Genomic DNA, 14,999 nt, shown 5'->3' with positions numbered 1-14,999 from the left:
TGTACTTGGCGTGCGGCCCCCGCCATTCCGATATTCTAGAAAGATACCCCTGCGATGACGATTAAAAGCGATAAATGGATACGCCGCATGGCGGAATCAACGGGCATGATCGAGCCGTTCGAACCTGGCCAGGTCAAGGAACGCGATGGCAACCGCATCGTGTCCTACGGCACCTCCAGCTATGGCTATGACATCCGCTGCGCCGACGAGTTCAAGTTGTTTACCAACATCAACACCACCATCGTCGACCCGAAGGATTTTGACGCGAACAACTTCGTCGACGTATCGGGCAAGGGCTATTGCATCATCCCGCCGAATTCGTTCGCACTGGCCCGTACGGTCGAGTATTTCCGCATTCCCCGCAATGTATTGACGATTTGCCTGGGCAAGAGCACCTATGCCCGTTGCGGCATCATCGTCAACGTCACCCCGTTCGAACCGGAATGGGAAGGTTTCGTGACCCTGGAATTTTCCAACACGACACCGTTGCCGGCGAAAATCTACGCCAACGAAGGCGTGGCGCAAGTGCTGTTCTTCGAGTCCGATGAAGTCTGCGAAACGTCGTACAAGGACCGTGGCGGCAAATACCAGGGCCAGGTTGGCGTGACCTTGCCGAAGACCTGATCGCTGGAAGGGTGGGGCGCCAGCCGTCTTGAGCTGTCTTTACCTGCCTTTACACCTGCGGCCCTACGTTCGCGTTCCATGCTTGCCGTTAACCTTGGTATTGAAACACTGAGGAGGCATCATGGTAGCGGCAATCGGTTCAGGCAGCACAGTCGGCGCGGCCAGTAGCGCCAGTTCAGGCAGCAGTTCGCAGATCGCGGCGCTGCAAAAGCAGATCACGGCGGCGCAAAAGCAGTTGACGGAGTCGCAGAAGGGTACGCAGACGGACGCGTCGCAAAAGCTGCAGCAGCAGCTGGCGCAGCAAATCCAGGCCTTGCAGGCGCAAATTGCCCAGTTACAGGCGGCGGCCGCGCAGGCGCAGCAAGCTCCTCAGACGGCCAGCAGCGCCGATACGGCGACGAGCCCGGCTAAATCGGCCTCGTCGACCCTGGGCAGCATCATCGATACGCAGGCGTAGCAGCACATCCGCGCGTCAAAACGCCAGGCTCGCCGGAAGGTCAGCCTGGCGTTTTGACGGGCAGCAGCATTTCCACGCACAGCCCTCCACCGCTGCGCAAGCTGGCACCGATGCGGCCCCCATGGGCGTTGATGACGTGCTGGGCGATGGCCAGGCCCAGGCCATGGCCGTCCGTGCTGTGCTGGGTATGGCTGGCGCGGAAGAACGGTTCAAAAATGCGGGCCAGGTCGGCGCTGGCCACGCCAGGTCCCTGGTCCAGCACGGCGATGCGCAGCAGATCCTGCTTGCCGTCATGCAGGCGCGATACATTCACTTCCACCGTGCCGCCATCGGGGCTGTGCTTGACGGCATTGCGCACCACGTTTTCCACGGCGCGCGCCAGCAGTTCCGGCCGGCCCGTGACAGCGGCGTCGGCAATGGCTGCGTCGCCCGCCAGGGCGATGCCCACCTGGCGCGCCTTCGCTTCGTAGCGGGCGTCGTCCACGATGTCGTGCAGCAGCTCGGCGATGTCGACGTCTTCGCTGAGGGGGGAGGCGGCGCCCGCTTCCAGCCGCGACAGGGTCAGCAGCTCGCCGATCAGCTTATCCATGCGTTCGCTTTCGCGTTCGATGCGCTGCATCGAGGCGTCCATCTTGTCCGGCTGCTGGTGCGCCAGGCCGATGGCCGCTTGCAGGCGCGCCAGCGGCGAGCGCAGTTCGTGCGACACATCATGCAGCAGGCGCGTCTGGCTCTCCATGAGATTGCGCAAACGGCCCGTCATGCGGTCGAAATCGCGGCCCAGGTCCGTCAATTCATCGCCGCGCTTGCCGCTGGCGTGAAAGCGCGGCGCCAGGTCGCCGTGCGAGGCGGCCTCGAACGCTTGCCGCAAGTCGCGGATGGGGCGCGCAAAATACCAGGCCAGCAAGAAGGAGAACAGCAGGCTGGCGGCGATGGCGGCGGCCAGCGGAATGAAGGTGCGGTAGGGGCTGTCCATGCGGGAGCCGGGCGGCATGCCGCGGCCGAATTCGCCGCGTGGCGGCGGGGCGCCCGCTGCGTCGGGCCGTGGACCGGGTCCCATGGCGCGCGGGCCGCTCAGGGTGACGGCGTTGAGCGTGTCGCGCGCGGCGCCCGCTTCGGGATGGCGGAAGCGTTCGGACGAGGGCAGGAACAGCAGATAGCGCTGGCCGTCGCTGCCGGTGACTGTGCGCACGACGGGATGGGGCTGGCCTTGCTCCAGCATGGCGCGCGCCTTGGCCAGCATGGCGGGATGCACCGTGCGGCCCATCAGTTCTTGCCCTTTGGCATCGACGGCAAACACGCGCATGCGCTCCATCTTGCCGAGAAAATGCCGCAAGGCCTGGCTGCCGCCCGCTTCCAGCGTGGCGCTGGCGGCCTCGATGATCATTTGCGCGGGCGGGCTGGTATCGATGTCGAGGGCCCGTTCCTGCTGCGCGGCCCGGTTTTTCAGCCAGAAGGTGCCGCCGATGCCGATGGTGGCCGTCACTTGCGCCAGCATGATGCACAGAAAAAATTTCCAGAACAGGCGGCCCACGCTTACTCCTTGATCAGCTGGTAGCCGAGACGGTAGACGGTCTGCAGGCAGGAACGGCCATCGGCCAGGCTGCCCAGTTTACGGCGCAGGCTGCTCAAGTGCACGTCGATATTGCGGTCGAAGCGCGCCATGGGCCGGCCCAGGCCCAGTTCCGACAATTGATTCTTGCTCACGGGCTTGCCCGCATGGCGCACCAGCACTTCCAGCAGGTTGAATTCCGTGCTCGTCAGCTCCAGGTGCGCACCGGCCCAGGAAACGCGGCGCTGTTCCGGCCACATCGTCAACTGGCCCACGGCCAGCGGCGCCAGGCCCGAGCTGTCGTGTGGCGCCGCCTGCGAACGGCGCAGGATGGCGCGGATGCGCGCCGTCAGCTCGCGCGGCGTGCACGGCTTGGTCACGTAATCGTCGGCACCCAGCTCCAGGCCCACGATGCGGTCCGTGTCATCGCCGCGCGCCGTCAGCATCAGGACGGGCAGGTTGCTGCCGGCGCGGATGCGGCGCAGGGTTTCCAGGCCATTCATGCGCGGCATCATGACGTCGAGGACGGCGATGGCGTACAGGCCCGTCAGCGCTTCGGCCGCGCCGCTTTCGCCGTCATGCACGGCGCGCGCGTCAAAACCTTCCTGCGTCAGGTATTCCTGGAACATGCCGACCAGTTCCACGTCGTCATCGATTAACAAAACCTTGCTCATGCCTGTGCTTTTTCGGGTGAATATCGCCCGATGATAGCAGTCAACAGTGGCGGTTCAGGGCCGTTTTACCCGCTTTTACATACGTCTGCTTACATTCATGCATCTTTCTTTACATGCTTTTACGCCAGCCTAACGTTGCTTTACACGTCAGACGCCGACAATCAAGGCTGATCGCCACGAAAGGAAAGCCGATGAAACACCTGAGTATCGCCGTATCCCTGCTGCTGCTGTCCGCTTGCAGCATGCCGCTGCTGGCACTCGCCCAGCAGGAATCTGCGCCGGACGGCCCGCCAGCGCGCGCCATGCCGGGGCCGCCGCCCGGCCTGGGCCACGGTGCCGGACCCGGCGCGCCAGGCTTGCCACCGTTCCTGCACGGCATCGAGCTGAGCGAAGCGCAGCAGGACAAGGTTTTCGCCGCCACCTACGCCCAGGCGCCCTTGCTGCGAGAACAGGAAAAGATCGCCTTCAAGGCCCATGCGCAACTGCGCGAGCTGGCCGGGTCCAGCGCCTACGACGATGCGCAGGCCAGCGCGCTGGCAAACACGGCGGCGCAAGCCATGGCGAAGATCAGCTTGCTGCATGCGCGGCTGGAGCAGCAATTGCTGGCCGTGCTGATGCCCGAGCAGCGCCAGCAGGCGCAGCAGCGGGGCGACAGCCGCCCCGGCCCGCGCCGTCCCCAATTACCCACAGGAGATTGACCATGAGCATCAGTGCCTTGAGTTCCAGCAGCGCGGCTACCCAGCTGAGCGCTTTCAACCGCGTCAGCGGCAGCAATACCGGCAGTACCGACAGCGTGGGCGGCGCGCGGCCGCCTAGGCAGGACGATAACGGCTTTCTCGATGCCGTTTCCAGCGCCCTGTCGTCGATCGGGGTGACGGTGCCCGACACGGCGTCGTCCGACAGCACTGGCACCGACACCAGCACCGCCAGCGGCAGCGATGCCGGCCAGGCATTGGGCGCGTTCCTGCACCAGCTGATGGGAAGCTTGCACGCCCAGGGCGGCGCGGGCGCCAGCGCCGGCGCAGACAAGGATGGTGACAAGGACGGTGACAAGGGCGGCGGCGGCGGCGGGCGGGCACGGGGCCACGGCAATATCAAATCGGACTTGCAAAGCCTGATCCAGACCCTGTCGTCCGGCACGGGCAGCGACAACAGCAGCGTTTCGGACTTGCAGTCAAGCTTCTCCAGCCTGATCACTGCCCTGGGCGGCAGCGCCAGCACCAGCGCCAGCGGCGACAGCAGCACCAAGCTGAGCAGCTTCTTGCAGGCGCTATCGGGCAGCCTGGGCGCTTCCAGCAGCAGCGCCAGCCTGCCATCCAGCGGCAACCTGGTCAATACAACGGCCTGAAGCATGGAACGCAAGCTCGCCCTGGCCGCCAGGAAGACGCTTTCGCCACGGGCCACACACGTCCTGTTCCTGTGCGCCAGCCTGAGTCCCGCCTTGGCGGGCTTGCCTCTCTTGACGGAATATGTATGGACTTACATGATCACGCTCTGGCATCCGACCTCGAAATGATGCGGCAGGCGCCTGAGCGGTGATTCCCGAGGAAACGGGCGGGCCATATCCGGCCGATGGCACGAACACGCATGGCGGCGGCGGGTGTGCCGCTCAGCATCGACGGGCAATGCCACGCAGGGTTATGTCGCCACCCTGAGCATCGCCGTGAACGGTTAATTTACTGTCATGAAACCCCGGTCGCGCCGGCTGAAGTTGCCGATATTCGGGAGCACCTCGGCCAGCTGGCTGCCGGCCACGCCGCTCCTTCTGGCGCTCATGCGTGTCGAACTGCCCCAGGTCACATACAACACTCGCCGTTTCGCCCCGCACGGCCTTGGTGGCCGTCTGATTCGCTGGCGGCGTAATCATTCCTGCCCGTTAAGCTTGTTCCAAAGCTCATCTTGACAACGAAACTCGCTTCGCCGGAAACGATGGTTTTTACGCTATCGGCGAAATGCCGTTCGCCGTGCCATGCCGTTCTTCCCCCGCGTCCTTTCCCCACAGATGGCTGGCATGGCCCTTGCGTCAGGGAGGCATGGGCCATACGCCCGTCTTTCACCGGAGTCTGCCATGACCAGCCGCCTGCTCGCCTATCGTCCCGAAATGGAATTGCCTGACGCGCCAGCCATGCCGTCCTTGCAGCAGGAAGATGAGCTGGTCCTGGCGGCACACTTGCTGGAATTGCAGGGGCCGGCCCAGTTCGATGCTTTCCTGGCGCGTCAGCTGGGCGCCACCGTGGCGGGCAGGCAAGTGCGCGGCACGCCGCTGGAAGGGCCGCTGCGCCAGCTGCTGGGCAAGGTGGTGGCGCCCCTGCTGCCACTGCATGGTGGTTCGCCGCAGGCGCTCAAGCGGCGCGCTGCGGGCATCTTCGGCATGGAACTGGAAGGATTGAGCCCGGAAGACAAGGAATTCGAACTGGCACGCCAGGTCGTGCATCTGATCGATGCCGTCAATACGGAACTGGCGCGTGACGGCATGGACGCGCGCGCGCCCAGGGCGCGGGTGGAAACTGCCCTGCTGCAGGTGGCGCGCAGCGTGGCGCCAGGCTTGCTCAGGCAGGCGGCGCAAACGCCGGGACGGGACGCTGGCCGCTGGCGCCGCGAGGGCGGGCACATCGTCGTGCTCGATTGTTAGCCGGATGGCCAGGCTGTCCGGCAAGGTAATCCGAACTGAGGTGTTAACTTTGAGGAGCTCATCATGCATGACATAGATCGTACGACCCTGGAATACGGGCAGGAGATGTCCGGTTTTGAAGCGGAGCAGTTCGAGTTTGGCCAGGGCGAGTGGAGCGGCGAGGGCGGCTCGAACGCCATGTTTTCCGAGGCCGAGGAGATGGAGCTGGCGAATGAACTGTTGTCGGTGAGTAATGAAGCCGAGCTGGAACAATTTCTCGGCAATTTCCTGCGCAAGGCCGCCTCTGTGGCGGGCGGCATTATCAAGTCGCCCGTGGGACAAGCCATCGGCGGCGTGCTCAAGGGCGTGGCGAAGAAGGCGATTCCCCTGGCAGGCGGCGCCATCGGCGGCTATTTCGGCGGTCCGCTGGGGGCTAAGATCGGCAGCGGCCTCGCTTCCGCGGCCGGCAGCGCGCTGGGGCTGGAAGCGGAAGCGTCGTCGAACGAGGACCGCGAATTCGAGGGCGCCAAGCAGTTCGTGCGCCTGGCCGCCGACACCGTCAACCGCGCCGCGCAAGCGCGCGGCAATGGCGATCCGCGCGCCATCGCCCAGGCGGCGGCCAGCGCGGCGGCGCGCCAGTTCGCGCCCGGCCTGCTGGGCCGCCCCGGCGGCCAGGTCGCCACGCAGAACGGCAGCGGCGCGGGCGGCCAGGCGCCGGGCGCCGCGCGCAGCCAGGCCGGCATGCGCCCGGCCAGCGGGCGCTGGGCGCGCCAGGGCCATAAAATCGTCCTGTACGGCGTCTGACATCATGGCCATCGGCGCTTACGCTGCCTGGATGCTGGCGCAGGAGGCGCGCTCGCTGCTGACGCGGCTGGCGCGGCTGGAGCCGTTCGCGCTGATCGAGCCGACGGTGCTGGCGGCCGCCCTGATGCCCAGCGCCCAGTCGGCCATCGAAAGCCAGCTGGTGCAGGGCCGGCGCGAATTGCGGCGCATGGTGGCCCAGTTCCAGGCCTGGCTGCGGCGCGAGGCCGCCGATGGCGCCAGCATGGCCACCGCCGCCGAGGCGCAGCGCCGCTTTACCTTCCTGCGCCTGAAATTCAACGCCGCGCTGACCCAGTTCGACCTGTTCAACGAAGTCATCACGCAGCGCAGCGAGCACAAGACGGGCGTGTGGCTGGCCGGCCTCGACATCGTCGCCGCCGACGCGCTGGCGCTGCCCGGGAATGTGTACCAGGCGCCGCCCGTGATCTGCTACCTGGACCGGGGGCCGGGCGCCGCCATCCGCCGCGCACGTACGCGCCTGCCGGGCGGCGGCGACAATCCCGTGGCCATCATCCGCCTGCCGCGCGAACGCATGATCGGCAGCGGCATCGCCTCGTCGCTGGTGCACGAGGTGGGCCACCAGGGCGCGGCGCTGCTGGACCTGGTGGCATCGCTGCGGCCCATGTTGCAAGCCATGCAGCATGGTGGCAGCGGCCTGGTGCACGTGTGGCAGTTGTGGGAGCGGTGGATTTCAGAAATCGTGGCCGATTTCTGGTCGCTGGCGCGGGTCGGCGTGGCCGCTACCCTGGGCCTGATCGGCGTGGTCAGCCTGCCGCGCGTGTTTGTCTTCCGTCTCAATATCGATGACCCCCACCCGGTGCCATGGCTGCGGGTGCGCCTGAGCTGCGCCATGGGACGGGCCTTGTATCCGCATCCGCAATGGAGCCGGCTGGAGCAGCTGTGGCTGTCGTACTACCCGCTGACGGGCCTGCCCCTGGGGCAGCGGCGACTGCTGGAACAGTTGCAGGCCAGCATGGCGGCCCTGGTGGGCTTGCTGGTGCAGCACCGGCCGCCGGCCTTGCGCGGCGGCTCGCTGGTCGAAGTCATGGCCGTGCACATGCGCCAGCCGGCCATGCTGGCGCGGCTGTTTCGCAGCTGGACCCTGGCGCCGGCGCAGATGTACGAGGCCACGCCGACCCTGGTGTTCGCCGTGCTGGGCCAGGCGCGCGCCAGCGGCAGCCTGAGTCCGGAAGACGAAAGCGAGCTGCTGGGACGCCTGCTGACCCACTGGTCCCTGCGCAGCACCCTGGACACGTCGGAGCTGTGCGCCGATGTCGTGCGGCACGGCCGCCAGTCCGGCAGGCCGCTGCCGCCCCTGGCATCCCGTTTGATTATCCATTGAGGAGAATGACATGAGCAGCAAGATCAGCAGCAAGATGGGTGGCAAGAGCAGGGGGGCTGGCCAGACTGGCCAGGCTGGCCCGATACATCGCGGCGGCAGCATCGCGGTCACCGTACACGAGCAGGACAGCGGGGCCATGGTCGTCAATGCCGCCATCAGCCTGTACCGGGGCCTTGATGCGGATTGCCATAATTTCAATCCCGTCACCTGGGTAGCCGATCCCGCCATGCTGGTGGGCGTGCGCTGGACGGATGGCCGTGGCTGCACCGTGTTTGCCGACCTGGCGACGGGCAGCTACGTGGGGGTGTATGGCAATTTCCCCACCACCGCGCCCCAGTGCGTGATGGTGCAGGCCGGCTGCAGCGCCGTGCTGTGCTTCAAGCCCCAGCTCAATCCGCAGGTGGCGCTGGCGTTTGAGACGCCCGACTGCCATCCCAGCGATTGCAATTTCGGCAGGGTGGGCGACCGCGCCGTGGCCAGCGTCTCGTTTGACGGCGATCAAAGCGCCGGTGGACGCGACCTGGTGCAGGTGCTGGCCGCCTCGCCGTGGGTGCCCCTGCGCGGCACGCCGAACGCGTTTTCCACACCCGTGCGGCGCGCCGGCATGCACCGCTTCGCGGCGCAGATGATGTTGTCGCAGCGGCCCGAACTGCGCAACGCCTTGCCCGTGCCCGAGGGCCTCAGCCCGAACGCCATGCTGGCCGTGGATGCGGACTACGAGACGGAAGAGCGCCAGCCGCAGCCCATTTCCGGCAATGTGGGCGTGTCGCTGACGCGCACGGAGACGGAGCCGACGGAAGACTTGCCGCTGTGGACCTTGATACGCAACAGCACCGAAGCGATGTCGTTTACGAATTACCTGCATTTCATGGACAGCCTGTTTTGCGGCGATCTGGCGAATGTACGCGGCTTCGAACAGGAACGCTTCGTCAAGAAGGCCGACATGTTCCAGCAGCTCAAGCAGCGCCGCGCGCTGCCGTTTTCCGATGCCGATTCCTACCGCGTGCTGAAAGTGGCGACGGAAGCGTTCGTGATGGTCAATTGCGGCGTGCTGAACCAGCCGCTGGCCTTCAATCCGGCCGAGGACAACGCCTACCTGGACCGGCGCGACATTCCCCAGGGGCGCGACCTGGAAACCGTGCTGCGCAACGATTACCTGGAAAACATCGATGGCTTCCAGACCTTGCCCTACCTGGCAGTGATCCGCCGCAAGCTGCCCGACATCCCCATCAGCATCCCGCGCGGCCAGGAGGGCGAGGTGGACCTGTGCTTTGGCATCATCCAGGAAAAGCTGGCCAATCCTTGCCTGCTGGAACTGATCTGGTCGTACTGGCACGAAGAGGGCATGCTGGTGCAAACCATGAATGCCATCACGCAGCGCTTCCAGAACCTGCGCGCGCCCGGCGCCGGCCTCGATCCCCTGTCGAACACGGAAATCGACATGCTGCGTCCGCTGAACAACTTGCTGTGGGGATACACACAAGATGAGCAGCACCGGCTGACCGTGGTGCGCCGCAATTACGAGTACGACCACCATTACGGCGTGCGTCTCGATGGCAAGGCGGTACAGCACTTCCGGCCAGCCGACAGCCGCTCGAAATTCCTCGAAGCGTTCCACCATTTGCTGCGCCTGCTCACCTCGTTCTACAAGCAGGATGATGACACCACCGTCAAGGCGGACGCCTTCCCGGTGCTGAATGCACTCAAGGAAATCCACCTGATCCTGTCGCAGGGCGCGCACAACCAGTTCGGCGACTTGCCGTCGACGGCGCGCATCGAAATGCTGATGCAGCAATGGATGCTGGCGCGCCCCGAGTTCCGCGAATTTTTGCCCACGCGCGTGATGGTGGCGTATCCGGAACCGTGGATGGACCGTGTCGATGCCATGAAGAAACTGCAGGGCTGGACGGATACGAGCGTGATGCATTTCCGTAACCTGGCCATCTTTGGCGAGCAATTGCTGCTCTCCGTGCGCTACGGCAACTGGAGCGATATCTATGAACCCACCCAGGCCTTCAACTGGGCACGCTTCTGGCGCCCGCAAGTGCAAGGTTATATCCACGGCTACCGTGCCGCCACGGGGGTGGATTTGTCCGTCGACAGCAGCGACCCCGCAATCGAATCGACCATGCCCTCGGTGTTGCTGCGCCAGCGCCTGAGCCAGCAGCTGCGCAGCGTCTAGGGCGGGAGCGGGGCGCGTGCATGTTCGACTTTACCAGTGCCCTGTACCTGGGCATGCGCCATCCGGCGGCCCAGCTGGCGCCATGGAGCAGACTGACCCTGGGCCAGCCGGCGGCGCTGCGCGAGCCGCCGGGGGCGCCAGCGCTGGCAGCGGACTTGGCGGCGCTGCAAGGCTGCGAAGCGGCCTGCGTGCTGCCGTCGACCCTGCATTTGTTCTGGGACCTGTTCGGCATGCTGGCTGCCGAGCGGCTGGTGATCCTCGTCGATGGCGGCAGCTACGCCATCGCGCGCTGGGGCGCCGAGCGCGCGCAGGCGCTGGGATTGCCGCAGCAAGTGTTTCCCAGCGGCGAGATGGCGGCGCTGCGGCGCCTGGTGATGGCCTGGGGCAGGCAGGGGCGGCGTCCATTGATACTGGCCGACGGCTATGTGCCGGGCAGCGAGCAGGTCTTGCCGCTGGCCGGCTATGCGGCCCTGGCGCGCCAGGGGGGCGGTTATCTGCTGCTGGACGACACGCAGGTGCTGGGCGTGATGGGCGCGTCCGGTGGCGGCTCGGCACGGCTGCACGGCTTGCAGGGCGCTCACGACAAGGCGGGTGGTCATTTGATCGTCGGTGCCTCGCTGGCCAAGGGTTTCGGCGTGCCGCTGGCCGTGCTGGCGGGCAGCGGCGCCCTGCTGCGGCGCTTCGAAGCGCACAGCCAGACGCGCGTGCATGCCAGTCCGCCTTCGGCCGCCGTGCTGGCGGCGGCGCGGCGCGCGCTGGCGCTCAATGCGCGCCACGGCGACGCGCTACGCGCCCGACTGGCGGACCGGGTGGCGCAATGGCGCGGCGGGATGGCGGCGGCCGGCATCGCTTGTCGGGGCGGCAGCTTCCCCGTGCAGCGCCTGTCAGGGCGCGCCCATTTGCAGCCGGCCTTGCGCGCAGCGGGCGTGCTGGCGCTGGCGCAAGCGGGGGAGGGTCCCGGCGCGCTGACTTTTCTGCTGCGGGCCGACCAGACGCCCGGGCAACTGGAGCAGGCGATGGATTTGCTTGAACATCACATCAGGAGGCGATATGAACGAAGCGTTTGAAATGCTGCCCTTTACGGGGCAAGCGGGAGCGGCAGCTGAATACGAGCAGGAGTGGGCGCAGGAGGGGGAATCCGAGTCCGAATGGGAAGGCGAGCGCTGGCGCCCCGGCAGCGGGCGCTATGGCGGCGGCGCCGTGCGCGCGCGGCCACCGCTGCGCGGCCCGCGCCGCCCCATGCCGCCACGCTATCAGGCGAATCCGGCGCGCCGGTTCCCGCGCCCCGCGCCGCCGCCCTTGCCCTACCTGCCGCCGCGTTACCGGGGCTGGGGCGGCTATCCGGCCATCTATCCGACGATTTATCCGGCGCCCTATCCTGTGGCCGAGCCCGCGTTTGGCGACCAGCAGCAGCCGGATGCGGATCAAGGCCAGGACCAGGGACCAGACCAGGCGCAGGACGATGGCCAGATGCAGGGTGAAATCCCGCCAACCCTGGCCGGCACCATGGGCCGGGTGCCGGAAGCGGCCGCCCTCAATTACCTGGCGCTGGGCACGCTCGCCAATGCCTTGCGCGACCCGAATGGCCGGGGGGCGGGCCTGTATGTGATCGAATTCGATGCGGCCGGGCGGCGCCGCGCCTACAGCGGCCAGACGGACGATCTGCACCGGCGTTTGCTGCAGCACCGGTTGTGCGGCCAGATGATGGGCGTCGACCTGAGCGGGCACCAGGTGTACGTGGCGCCCCTGTCCTCGGCGGCGCAGCGGCGCCGCATTGAGCAGCGCATCCACGACGACATGTTCGCCAACCAGCGCGGCGTGCTGACCAACCAGCGGCGCGAACTGGAACTGGCCGTGCTCGGTGAAATGTGGAGCTGACGATAGCACCTTGATCATTGCGAAGGAGAGCATCATGCACCAACTCGAATGCGCATGCGCGCAATGCCGGCAGCGGGCCGGCGCCGCGTTTGACGTGCTGGAATTCGGCCGCGACTGGCCCGGCAAGGGCACGGCGCCGGCCATCTTCGGCGAAGAGGAAGAATTGCAGTTGGCCATGGAATTGCTGGAAGTGGCCAGCGAGGAAGAACTGGAGCAGTTTCTCGGCAATGTCTTCAAGAGCGTGTGGAAGGGCGTCAAGAAGGTGGGATCGAGCATCGCCAAGGTGGCCAAGCCCCTGGGCGGCGCCTTGAAGGCCGTGGCCAAGACGGCCTTGCCCTTTGTCGGCGGCGCCCTCGGTTCGATGATCCCGATACCGGGCGTGGGCACGGCGCTCGGTTCGGCCCTGGGGCGCGCGGCCAGCGATGCGCTGGAGCTGGAAATGGAGAGCGAAGCGCCGGCCGACCGCGAGCTGGCGATGGCGCGCCGCTTCGTGCGCATCGCGGGGCAGGCGGCGCGCCTGGCGGCCGATGGCGACGGCAGTGCGCGCGCCGTGGAAAGCGCGCTGACGCGGGCCTTGCACCAGCAATTGCCGCAGTTCCGCTCGCCTGCGCCGCAACAGGAAGAGGAAAGCGGGCGCTGGCGCCGGCGCGGCAACCGCATCGTCGTCATGGGCGACTGGAACTGAGAGGCGGCCATGGCGCTGGTCATCGATAGTCACTGCCACGCCGGACCGGGCGACGGCTTGAGCGGACCGTGGGACAGCGATGCGCCGCTAGCTGCTTATGTGCGCCGCGCCCGGGCGGCCGGCATCGCCCGCAGCGTGCTGTTCGCGACCTTCCACTCCGATTATGCGATCGCCAACCATGGCGTGGCGCGCCTGGTCGCTGCCGATCCGCAGCGTTATTACGGCTTTGCCTTCGTGCATGCGCGGCGCGACCGGGGCCGCATCATGGACTTGCTGCGCACTGCCGTCGAGCGTTACGGCTTTGTCGGCATCAAGGCGCACCGGTTTGATGCGCGCATCAGCGGCGAAGTGTGCGACGCGGCCCGCTTCTTTGGCTTGCCCGTGCTGTACGACCCCGCCGGCGAGGTGGCCGTGGCCGAACTGCTGGCGCAGCAGTATCCCGACGTCAACTTCATCCTGCCGCACCTGGGCAGCTTCGGCGACGACTGGGCGGCGCAGCTGGCGCTGATCGACCACCTTGTTCGTCACGCGAACATTTACACGGATAGCTCCGGCGTGCGCCGTTTCGACTTGCTGCAGCAGGCCGTGCGCCGCGCGGGGCCGCACAAGGTCTTGTTCGGCTCGGACGGCCCCTGGCTGCATCCGGGGCTGGAATTGCACAAGATTGAGCTGCTGGGCTTGCCGCCGCTGGATGCATCGTTGATTATGGGTGGCAATTTTTTGCGGCTGGCGGGGCTGGCGTGAGGCTGCTTGCCGCGCAGGCGGCCGCCTTGCGGCGTATTTGCAGGGCGCGGTCCGTCACGCCCAGGCGGGCGGCGGCGCGCTGGTTGTTGCCGTGTTCCTCAGCCAGCACCAGGCGGATGGCCATGTCGGTGGCGCAGCGCGTGATGTGCGACAGCTTGCAGCCCTGCGCCAGGGCGCGCCGCACGGCCGCCTCGAAATGCTGGTCGGGCCAGAGCGGCGCCAGCAGCCGTTCTTCGGGGGGCAGGGCGCCGATGGTGATGGGGCCGGGGCCGCAATGGCGGTGCCAGATGCGCGTGACGGTCTGGCGCAGTTCGCGCACATTGCCCGGATAGTCGCGCAGCAGCAGGTATTCGCGCACGGCGGCGTCCAGCGGTGGCGCAGGGCGCTGCCCCAGTTCGGCGAGGAAATGCCGGGCCAGTGGCAGGATATCGTCCTGGCGTTCGCGCAGGGGCGGGGTCTGGCAACGCCAGCCGGCGATACGGTAATACAGGTCGGCGCGAAAGGCGCCGCGCGCCACTTCGTCTTCCAGTTCGCGGTTGGTGGCGCACACGAGCCTGAATTGGGTGGGTTGCCAGGTATTGCCGCCCACGCGCTTGTATTTGCGTTCCTGGATGGCGCGCAGCAGCTGCGCCTGCAGGGGCAGCGGCAGTTCGCCCACTTCGTCGAGAAACAGCACGCCGCCATCGGCGAGGGCGAAAGCGCCGTCGCGCGCACCAGCCGCCCCCGTAAACGCGCCCCGTTCATGGCCGAACAGTTCGCTGCCAGCCAGTTCCGGTGACAGGGTGGTGCAGTCGAGGATGGTGAAGTCGCCGCGGCAGTTGCCGAGGCGGTGGACCAGTTGCGCCAATAAATCCTTGCCCGTGCCCGTTTCGCCCGTGATCAGCATCGAAGCCTGGCTGAAGGCGGCCATTTCCACCACCTGGTGCAGCAAGGCGGTCCAGGCCGCGCTGTCGCCCACCAGCTGCTGGCGCACGGCGTTTGACGCCAGCAGCTGCGCCACGGCTTGCCAGCGCTGCAGGCGCGCCAGCACCTGGCCCGCGTCAACGGCGCCGTCCGGCCACAGCAGCACATCGAGCGCGCCTGCCGCCATCAGGGCGCGCTGTTGCGCGCAGCTGGGGGGCTGGCTGCAGGCGGCAATGGCCAGCACGGAGGCGTGCCGGCACAGGGCCGGCAGCGCTTGCAGCAGCGCGCTATCGGCCTCGGCAAACAGCACGATGCCCGCGCCGTCCTCCTCTTCATCGTGCCGCCGGGCTACAGTTACCTGAGCCTGCTTCAAGGCCGTCATCAGCAAGGCGCCACTGCCAGCCGCCGCCTGCTGCACGATTTCCAGCCACACCTTGAGCGTCATATGCCAGCCATCACAAGGGCACGAGTCGCCCATCTTAGAAGCCCGATACCCCAGCCGTTTGATCTGGCGCAAGCGTACGCGGG

General features: G+C 66.9%; 16 protein-coding genes. 13 read left to right on the top strand and 3 right to left on the bottom strand.

Annotation, left to right across the window (positions count from 1 at the left end; translation table 11 throughout):
- Positions 1–54 precede the first annotated feature (54 nt).
- Complete coding sequence (dcd, locus tag K0F86_RS24640) at positions 55–624, top strand: dCTP deaminase (protein WP_071076830.1); 570 nt, start codon at positions 55–57, stop codon at positions 622–624.
- 121 nt (positions 625–745) lie between these two features.
- The gene (locus K0F86_RS24635) at positions 746–1,081 is read left to right on the top strand and encodes a FlxA-like family protein (RefSeq protein ID WP_219136771.1); all 336 of its coding nucleotides are present in this window, start codon (positions 746–748) and stop codon (positions 1,079–1,081) included.
- A gap of 40 nt (positions 1,082–1,121) precedes the next feature.
- On the opposite strand, the gene K0F86_RS24630 is transcribed toward K0F86_RS24635, so the two are convergent.
- Both K0F86_RS24630 and K0F86_RS24625 read right to left on the bottom strand, forming a co-directional pair.
- Positions 1,122–2,612 carry a cell wall metabolism sensor histidine kinase WalK gene (locus K0F86_RS24630; RefSeq protein WP_219136770.1) on the bottom strand — a complete coding sequence of 497 codons (1,491 nt, stop codon included), beginning with the start codon at positions 2,610–2,612 and terminating at the stop codon, positions 1,122–1,124.
- A 2-nt stretch (positions 2,613–2,614) separates the two neighbouring features.
- Positions 2,615–3,304 (bottom strand): response regulator transcription factor, encoded by a 690-nt coding sequence (locus K0F86_RS24625; protein ID WP_219136769.1) that lies wholly within the window; start codon positions 3,302–3,304, stop codon positions 2,615–2,617.
- Positions 3,305–3,495: 191 nt separating this feature from the next.
- Here K0F86_RS24625 and K0F86_RS24620 point away from each other — a divergent pair, with 191 nt between their 5' ends.
- From K0F86_RS24620 to K0F86_RS24575, 11 genes are all read left to right on the top strand, one after another.
- Positions 3,496–4,002: a Spy/CpxP family protein refolding chaperone gene (locus tag K0F86_RS24620; protein ID WP_219136768.1), complete on the top strand. Its 507-nt coding sequence runs from the start codon at positions 3,496–3,498 to the stop codon at positions 4,000–4,002.
- Between the two features lie 2 nt (positions 4,003–4,004).
- Positions 4,005–4,652: a hypothetical protein gene (locus K0F86_RS24615; RefSeq protein ID WP_219136767.1), complete on the top strand. Its 648-nt coding sequence runs from the start codon at positions 4,005–4,007 to the stop codon at positions 4,650–4,652.
- Positions 4,653–5,372: 720 nt separating this feature from the next.
- Entirely contained in the window at positions 5,373–5,936 is a 564-nt protein-coding gene (locus tag K0F86_RS24610; protein ID WP_219136766.1) for a hypothetical protein, read from the top strand.
- A 63-nt stretch (positions 5,937–5,999) separates the two neighbouring features.
- Positions 6,000–6,719 (top strand): hypothetical protein, encoded by a 720-nt coding sequence (locus tag K0F86_RS24605; RefSeq protein ID WP_219136765.1) that lies wholly within the window; start codon positions 6,000–6,002, stop codon positions 6,717–6,719.
- Positions 6,716–6,781: a GlyGly-CTERM sorting domain-containing protein gene (locus tag K0F86_RS27960; RefSeq protein ID WP_197678704.1), complete on the top strand. Its 66-nt coding sequence runs from the start codon at positions 6,716–6,718 to the stop codon at positions 6,779–6,781. Before K0F86_RS24605 ends, K0F86_RS27960 begins: the two co-directional genes overlap by 4 nt.
- Complete coding sequence (locus K0F86_RS27770) at positions 6,754–8,079, top strand: hypothetical protein (RefSeq protein WP_374197321.1); 1,326 nt, start codon at positions 6,754–6,756, stop codon at positions 8,077–8,079. The genes K0F86_RS27960 and K0F86_RS27770 overlap by 28 nt, the downstream gene beginning before the upstream one ends.
- Positions 8,080–8,089: 10 nt before the next feature.
- Positions 8,090–10,261: a hypothetical protein gene (locus K0F86_RS24595; RefSeq protein ID WP_219136764.1), complete on the top strand. Its 2,172-nt coding sequence runs from the start codon at positions 8,090–8,092 to the stop codon at positions 10,259–10,261.
- 20 nt (positions 10,262–10,281) lie between these two features.
- Positions 10,282–11,328 carry an aminotransferase class I/II-fold pyridoxal phosphate-dependent enzyme gene (locus K0F86_RS24590; protein ID WP_219136763.1) on the top strand — a complete coding sequence of 349 codons (1,047 nt, stop codon included), beginning with the start codon at positions 10,282–10,284 and terminating at the stop codon, positions 11,326–11,328.
- A complete protein-coding gene (locus tag K0F86_RS24585) occupies positions 11,312–12,139 on the top strand; it encodes a hypothetical protein (protein ID WP_219136762.1) in 828 nt (275 codons plus the stop codon). The genes K0F86_RS24590 and K0F86_RS24585 overlap by 17 nt, the downstream gene beginning before the upstream one ends.
- Positions 12,140–12,173: 34 nt before the next feature.
- Positions 12,174–12,824: a hypothetical protein gene (locus tag K0F86_RS24580; protein WP_219136761.1), complete on the top strand. Its 651-nt coding sequence runs from the start codon at positions 12,174–12,176 to the stop codon at positions 12,822–12,824.
- Between the two features lie 9 nt (positions 12,825–12,833).
- Positions 12,834–13,568: an amidohydrolase family protein gene (locus K0F86_RS24575; RefSeq protein ID WP_257572347.1), complete on the top strand. Its 735-nt coding sequence runs from the start codon at positions 12,834–12,836 to the stop codon at positions 13,566–13,568.
- On the opposite strand, the gene K0F86_RS24570 is transcribed toward K0F86_RS24575, so the two are convergent.
- The gene (locus K0F86_RS24570) at positions 13,528–14,916 is read right to left on the bottom strand and encodes a sigma-54 dependent transcriptional regulator (protein WP_257572346.1); all 1,389 of its coding nucleotides are present in this window, start codon (positions 14,914–14,916) and stop codon (positions 13,528–13,530) included. The two genes, K0F86_RS24575 and K0F86_RS24570, sit on opposite strands and share 41 nt — an antisense overlap.
- Positions 14,917–14,999: the final 83 nt, after the last annotated feature.

Origin of the sequence: Janthinobacterium sp. UMAB-60 (assembly GCF_900095235.1) — a bacterium.
Classification (GTDB): Bacteria; Pseudomonadota; Gammaproteobacteria; order Burkholderiales; family Burkholderiaceae_D; genus Janthinobacterium.
This window is presented reverse-complemented; position numbering and strand designations above follow the sequence as displayed.

Bases quoted from the DNA above. Each gene is read 5' to 3' on its own strand.
- K0F86_RS24585 (WP_219136762.1), top strand. From the start codon at position 11,312: ATGAACGAAGCGTTTGAAATGCTGCCCTTTACGGGGCAAGCGGGAGCG.
- K0F86_RS24575 (WP_257572347.1), top strand. From the start codon at position 12,834: ATGGCGCTGGTCATCGATAGTCACTGCCACGCCGGACCGGGCGACGGC.
- K0F86_RS24620 (WP_219136768.1), top strand. From the start codon at position 3,496: ATGAAACACCTGAGTATCGCCGTATCCCTGCTGCTGCTGTCCGCTTGC.
- dcd (WP_071076830.1), top strand. From the start codon at position 55: ATGACGATTAAAAGCGATAAATGGATACGCCGCATGGCGGAATCAACG.
- K0F86_RS24615 (WP_219136767.1), top strand. From the start codon at position 4,005: ATGAGCATCAGTGCCTTGAGTTCCAGCAGCGCGGCTACCCAGCTGAGC.
- K0F86_RS24590 (WP_219136763.1), top strand. From the start codon at position 10,282: ATGTTCGACTTTACCAGTGCCCTGTACCTGGGCATGCGCCATCCGGCG.
- K0F86_RS24625 (WP_219136769.1), bottom strand. From the start codon at position 3,304: ATGAGCAAGGTTTTGTTAATCGATGACGACGTGGAACTGGTCGGCATG.
- K0F86_RS24595 (WP_219136764.1), top strand. From the start codon at position 8,090: ATGAGCAGCAAGATCAGCAGCAAGATGGGTGGCAAGAGCAGGGGGGCT.
- K0F86_RS24610 (WP_219136766.1), top strand. From the start codon at position 5,373: ATGACCAGCCGCCTGCTCGCCTATCGTCCCGAAATGGAATTGCCTGAC.
- K0F86_RS24605 (WP_219136765.1), top strand. From the start codon at position 6,000: ATGCATGACATAGATCGTACGACCCTGGAATACGGGCAGGAGATGTCC.
- K0F86_RS24570 (WP_257572346.1), bottom strand. From the start codon at position 14,916: ATGACGCTCAAGGTGTGGCTGGAAATCGTGCAGCAGGCGGCGGCTGGC.
- K0F86_RS24580 (WP_219136761.1), top strand. From the start codon at position 12,174: ATGCACCAACTCGAATGCGCATGCGCGCAATGCCGGCAGCGGGCCGGC.
- K0F86_RS24635 (WP_219136771.1), top strand. From the start codon at position 746: ATGGTAGCGGCAATCGGTTCAGGCAGCACAGTCGGCGCGGCCAGTAGC.